The organism is Xanthobacter sp. BG11Y11_SDJG (assembly GCF_057364445.1).
This window is the reverse complement of record NZ_JBNFNU010000072.1, coordinates 1-5000: the sequence shown is the minus strand read 5'-3', so window position 1 is coordinate 5000 and position 5000 is coordinate 1. Positions and strand designations below refer to the sequence as shown.

Annotated in this window: 6 protein-coding genes (1 of these 6 running past the window's edge); all 6 read left to right on the top strand. The window is 71.0% G+C overall.

What is annotated here, in order from left to right:
• On the top strand, positions 1–469 hold the 3' end of the coding sequence (locus AC2W7M_RS08855) for a peptidoglycan DD-metalloendopeptidase family protein (RefSeq protein WP_486131755.1). It extends 1514 nt beyond the left edge of the window; only the last 469 of its 1983 coding nucleotides appear in the window; the start codon falls outside the window, past its left edge; it ends in the stop codon at positions 467–469.
• Between the two features lie 194 nt (positions 470–663).
• Entirely contained in the window at positions 664–1602 is a 939-nt protein-coding gene (locus AC2W7M_RS08850; RefSeq protein ID WP_486131753.1) for a hypothetical protein, read from the top strand.
• 255 nt (positions 1603–1857) lie between these two features.
• Entirely contained in the window at positions 1858–2106 is a 249-nt protein-coding gene (locus AC2W7M_RS08845) for a hypothetical protein (protein WP_486131751.1), read from the top strand.
• 46 nt (positions 2107–2152) lie between these two features.
• Positions 2153–2557, top strand: coding sequence for a hypothetical protein (locus tag AC2W7M_RS08840; protein ID WP_486131749.1), 405 nt, complete (start codon positions 2153–2155; stop codon positions 2555–2557).
• Between the two features lie 122 nt (positions 2558–2679).
• Positions 2680–3585: a hypothetical protein gene (locus AC2W7M_RS08835; RefSeq protein WP_486131747.1), complete on the top strand. Its 906-nt coding sequence runs from the start codon at positions 2680–2682 to the stop codon at positions 3583–3585.
• A 304-nt stretch (positions 3586–3889) separates the two neighbouring features.
• On the top strand, positions 3890–4834 hold the full coding sequence (locus AC2W7M_RS08830) for a hypothetical protein (protein WP_486131745.1): 945 nt from the start codon (positions 3890–3892) through the stop codon (positions 4832–4834).
• The last annotated feature ends 166 nt before the right edge of the window (positions 4835–5000 follow it).

Below are 5000 nucleotides of genomic sequence, written 5' to 3'. Positions count from 1 at the left end.
TCTCGGTTATTCCAAGCTGCACACCGGCGTCGACTGGGCGGACAGCGTCGGCACGCCCATCTATGCCGCCGGCAACGGCACCATCACCTATGCCAACTGGAAGTCGGGCTACGGCAAGCACACCGAGATCCAGCACGCCAACGGCTACGTCACCACCTATTCGCATCAGTCCGGCTTCGCCAAGGGCATCCGCCAGGGCGCGACGGTGCGCCAGGGCCAGCTGATCGGCTATATCGGTTCCACCGGCCTCTCCACCGGGCCGCACCTCCATTACGAGGTGAAGATCAACGGCAGCTTCGTCGATCCCATGCGCATCAAGCTGCCGCGCGGCCGGGCGCTGGAGGGCCGCTTCCTGGCCGAGTTCCGCAAGGAGCGCGAGCGCGTGGATGCGTTGCTGAACCATGCGCCGGTGCCGCCGAAGGTGGCGGGCATCGCCGCGAACACCCGCACCAAGGCCGCGAGCAACTGAGGCCGGCGGCTCTGGCCGCCGGATACCTCCGACCTCGCCTCGTCGCAGCGGACGCGAAAAATCCTTGGCCGCACGCGTTTGCGGCCGCCCGCCGGGCAGCAATCCGCCACAATTCAAGCTTGACCTTGGGGGCTGTTGCGCTACCGCTGCAACCGGGCGCCCCGCCCTGCAATCATGCCCACAGGACATCCCCCATGAGCGGCTCCATCACAGGCTCACGCACAGGTTTCGTACGCCCCCTCGCTTGCGCCCTGCTGCTGGCCGCGGGCCTGCCGGCCGCGGCATCGGCCGACGCGCTCAGTGACTATGTGGCGGCGCGCGACAAGGCCATGGCGCAGTCGATCGCCGCCGCCAAGGCCGGCAAGAGTGGCGACGAGGCGGTCATCAAGCGCGAGGAGGCCGCGCTCAAGGATCTCGGCAAGCGCATGACCGCCCTGCTGGGCCCGGTGAAGTTCAAGGGCCTCGGCTCGCCGCAATATACGCTGCGCCTGCTGAGCTACGACGAGAACACCCCGGCCCGCGATCTGGACGGCCTCTCTTTCTCCAACAAGGAGTTCGACACCCGCATCGTGGTGACCCCGGACGCCATCTTCACCTCCTGGCTCGCCGCCCGCGCCAAGGACGACGGCGCCCCGGCGGCCTTTGCCTCCGGCGCGAAGGCGGCGGCGGCAACGCCCGAATTCTACACCAGTGCGGTCGGCTTCGATGGCGGCTTCTACCAGCCCTATGTGGAGCTGCCGGTGGCGGCCCTGCCGGGCGAGACCGCCATCGCGTGGCTCGGGCTCCAGACCGAGGAGCCCTCCGGCAACACCGCGCCCAACGAGATCGCCATCGTGCGCATCGCGGACGGCAAGGCCATGGCCGGCATCACCATCGCGAAGCTTGGCGCCAAGCCCATCCCGGCCTGCGACGCGGTGTGGAAGCCCTTCAAGGCCAAGGCGGACGCCCTGCAGAAGCAGGTGGAGAAGGACAACAAGGACGAAGACCCGCGCTGGGAGGAGATCACCAGGATCCAGGACGAGGGGTCGGCCGCCTATCGGGCCTGCTTCGTGAAGGAAGCCCCGAGCCAGCCCTTCTTCGCCGCCGCTGTGAAGAAGGCGGACGCATTCCTCGGCACTGCGCGGGGGCAGTAAGCGCCCCCTTCCTTACCCAGACCGGAGACCTGACATGACCCGCCCCGCGCGCCGCTTGCTGAACGCAGCCGCCCTGACGCTTACCTTGGGCCTCGCAATTGCCCCGGCCGGCCGCGCCGGGGCGGGACGGCCGACGATTACATCGCCGCCCGGGACAAGGCCGTTTCCGCGCTGGCGGCGGCCGAGAAGGCCGGCGCCAGCCCCGAAACGCTGGAGAAGCGCGACGCCGCCGACCGCAAGGCGCTGGAGCAGAAGATGCGGGCGCTCCTCGGCCCGCTCCGCATCAAGGGGTTCACGGCCAGCTTCTCCCCCGCCACCCTGCTGGAGGGCAACATCGATTCCGGCGGGCCGGACGGCCTGCTGTTCACCGACAAGGATGCCACCACCTACCTGCTGGTGTCGCCCGAGCCGGTGTTTGCCGATTGGCTGGCGGCGCGCGCGAAGGCGGAGGGCGCCGCCCCGGCCCTCGGCCGGGGGGATCGCGGCGGCGACCGCGAACGATGAGTTCTACACCCTCGCCATCGGCAACGAGGCGGCCTTCTCCCGCTACATGGACCTGCCGGTGACGGCGGCGGAGGGCGAGACGGTGCGGGCGGCCATCGGCCTGTTCAGCCAGGACCTGCCCGCCAACACGCTGCCCGAAGCGGTGGTCATCACCCGCGTGGCGAACGGCCGGGTGACCGTTGGAAGCGGCAGCGTGGAGCTGGGCATCAAGGCTCTGCCGGTCTGCGACAAGGCCTGGAAGGCGGGAACCGCAAAGGCGGAAGCGCTGCGCAAGGCCGCGGAGAAGTCGAAGAACCAGGACGATCCGCGCTGGGAGCAGGCGAACGCCGCCGACGTGGACGCCTCGAACGCCTACCGCGCCTGCTTCGCGAAGGAAGCCCAAGGCCAGCCCTTCCTCGCCGCCGCCGTCAAGCGCGCCGAAGCCTTGCTCGCCACCGCCCGCAGCAACTGAGCGCCGCGGCGCCGTTCAGCCCGAGGCCGGGGGAGAGCCATGTGCTCTCCCCCATCCCCTTCATGCTCTGTTCACCGCCGCGCTGGAAAGATGCCGGCCCCGCAACCCGCCAAGAGCATCCCATGCACCGCACGGCTCCCGCGCTGCTCGCCTGCGCCCTCTTTCTCGCCGCCGGCGCCCCCGCTGAGGCGGGACCGGCCGAGGACTATATCGCCGCCCGCAACAAGGCCGTGGCGGCGGTGGACGCCGCCGTCGCGGGCGGCAAGAGCGATGCGCAGATCGCCAAGATCGAGGATACCGGCCGCAAGGACCTCCAGAAGCGCATGACGGCCATGCTGGGTCCGCTCAAGTTCAAGGGTCTCACCCAGAAGCCGGTCTTCTCGCCCGAGACCCTGGTGCGCGACGAGCTCGGCTCCGATTCCCCGGACGGCATGATCTTCATGGACGAGGACGGGGCGACCTACATCCTGGTCTCCCCCGAGCCGGTGTTCCTCGACTGGCTCCAGACCCGGGCGAAGGACGAGGGCGCCCCGGCCGCCTTCAAGGACGGCATCAAGGCCGCCACCGCCGACGAATTTTTCTACACCCTGACCGTGAGCCAGGACGCCGCCTTCTCGCGCTATGCCGATCTCACCCCGCCCGCCGCTCCGGGCGAGACCGTGCACGCCGCCCTCGGCCTGTTCTCGCAGGACATTCCCGGCAGCGCGCCGCCCGACACCATCGTTATCACCCGCATTGCCGACGGGCGGGTGAGCATCGCTTCGGCGGACGCGGCGGTGCAGGTGCCGGCGATGCCGGCCTGCGAGGAGGCCTGGAAGGCCGCCTCCGCCAAGGCCGACGCCGTGCTGGAGGCGGCGCAGAAGTCCGGCAAGGAGGACGATCCGCGCTGGGAGGAGGGCTTCCGCGCCCAGGACGACGCCGCCCATGCCTACCGGGTCTGCTTCGCGACGGAGGCGGCGGGCAAGCCGTTCCTCGCGGAGGCCGGCAAGCGGGCCGAGGCGGTGCTCGACCTGATGCGGGGCAAGTGAGGACGCCGGCCGGCCGCCTCCCGGACAGCCAAGCGAAATCCGCTTGAAATAGAGCAGGGGCACCGTCAGAGTCGCCGGACTCCGCTTTTCCGGAAGCCGGGTCGCCACGATGGATCGGCCGCAGGACCGCGAGGTCGCGTCGCCTGCCGGCCGGCAATCCGGGACGGGAGGCAGGGATGATGGGGCCAACGGCGCGCGTCACCGCGCGGCGGAGTGACCGCCGCCATGGTCTGGCGCTTGGCGCGATGCTCGCGCTGGGTTTTTTACCTTCGGTATCCTCGACGTCGGGGACGCGCGGGCCCAGATGACCCGGCCAGCGGCCGCGGACGGGTTCGACGCGAGCAAGCTGCCGCGCATTGCCGGCGCGCGCGAGATCTATTCCGGCCCCGCCACGGCGATCTTCGCCTCGCCCCAGGCGATCGGCCCCACCGCCGATGCGGTGGCGGCGGCGCTCGCCGCCCTCGGCTGGCAGAGGTTCGCGGCGCCCAACGCCGCATCCGCCGAGAACCCGGCCCAGCGCACGCTCACCTTCAAGAAGGACGGGCAGGCGCTCACCGCCTTTATCTCGGTCGCGCCGGCGCAGAACAACGCCGTCACCGTGCAGTATTCCGCCCTGCCGCTGCGGGTGGACCTGCCCTTTCCCGCCGACGCGGGCGACATCCGCTATTCCCCCGACAGGCCCTCGCTCAGCCTCGTGAGCACGCAGCCGGCGGACCGGCTGCTCGATCTCTACCTCCGGCAACTGGCCAAGAGCGGCTGGCGGCTCTGGTCGCCGGCCACCGGCGGCGCGCAGGCCGAGGGGGGACCATCCGGGACCCTCGACGACCGCGGCGGCGCCAGCGCCCATTACATCAGCGACCGCGAGCCGAAGGTGACGCTCGCGCTGTCGATCGAGAAGGCCGCCGACGGCAGAATGCGGGTCGAGATATCCCCGCAGCCCGTCGGGCTGCTCAAGACCATGCGGACGGCGGCCGCGGCGAACACGCCCGCCGCCGAGGCGCAGTCGGTGGAGCCGGCGGGGACGTGTTCGGCCTGCCGGTGCCGCGGCCGCGCAAGGGCGCGGGCGGGACCAATTACGCGGCCGGGCGGGACATCCATGCCGAGGTCCTCGCCAGCCTCGATGCGGTGCTCTCCTTCTATCGCGGCGCGCTGGCCGCCCTCGGCTGGACGGAGGACCCGCGCGGCACGGCCATCGGCCCGGACCAGGCGGTGGTGGCCTATATCCTCCCCGAGGGGACGGCGACGCTGAAGCTGGCGCGCCGCGACGGCCTCACCGCGGTGAGCCTGGTGGAGAACGCTCAACCGGCCGAAGCCGCAGACCCCGCCCGGCCTCGCGTTCCGGGCCGCAGGTATGCCCGGCCTCGGCGGGGCTGCGGACATGCTGAAGCAGGCGCAGCAGATGATGCGCGAGGCCG

Bases quoted from the DNA above. Each gene is read 5' to 3' on its own strand.
- AC2W7M_RS08850 (WP_486131753.1), top strand. From the start codon at position 664: ATGAGCGGCTCCATCACAGGCTCACGCACAGGTTTCGTACGCCCCCTC.
- AC2W7M_RS08835 (WP_486131747.1), top strand. From the start codon at position 2,680: ATGCACCGCACGGCTCCCGCGCTGCTCGCCTGCGCCCTCTTTCTCGCC.
- AC2W7M_RS08830 (WP_486131745.1), top strand. From the start codon at position 3,890: ATGACCCGGCCAGCGGCCGCGGACGGGTTCGACGCGAGCAAGCTGCCG.
- AC2W7M_RS08840 (WP_486131749.1), top strand. From the start codon at position 2,153: ATGGACCTGCCGGTGACGGCGGCGGAGGGCGAGACGGTGCGGGCGGCC.
- AC2W7M_RS08845 (WP_486131751.1), top strand. From the start codon at position 1,858: ATGCGGGCGCTCCTCGGCCCGCTCCGCATCAAGGGGTTCACGGCCAGC.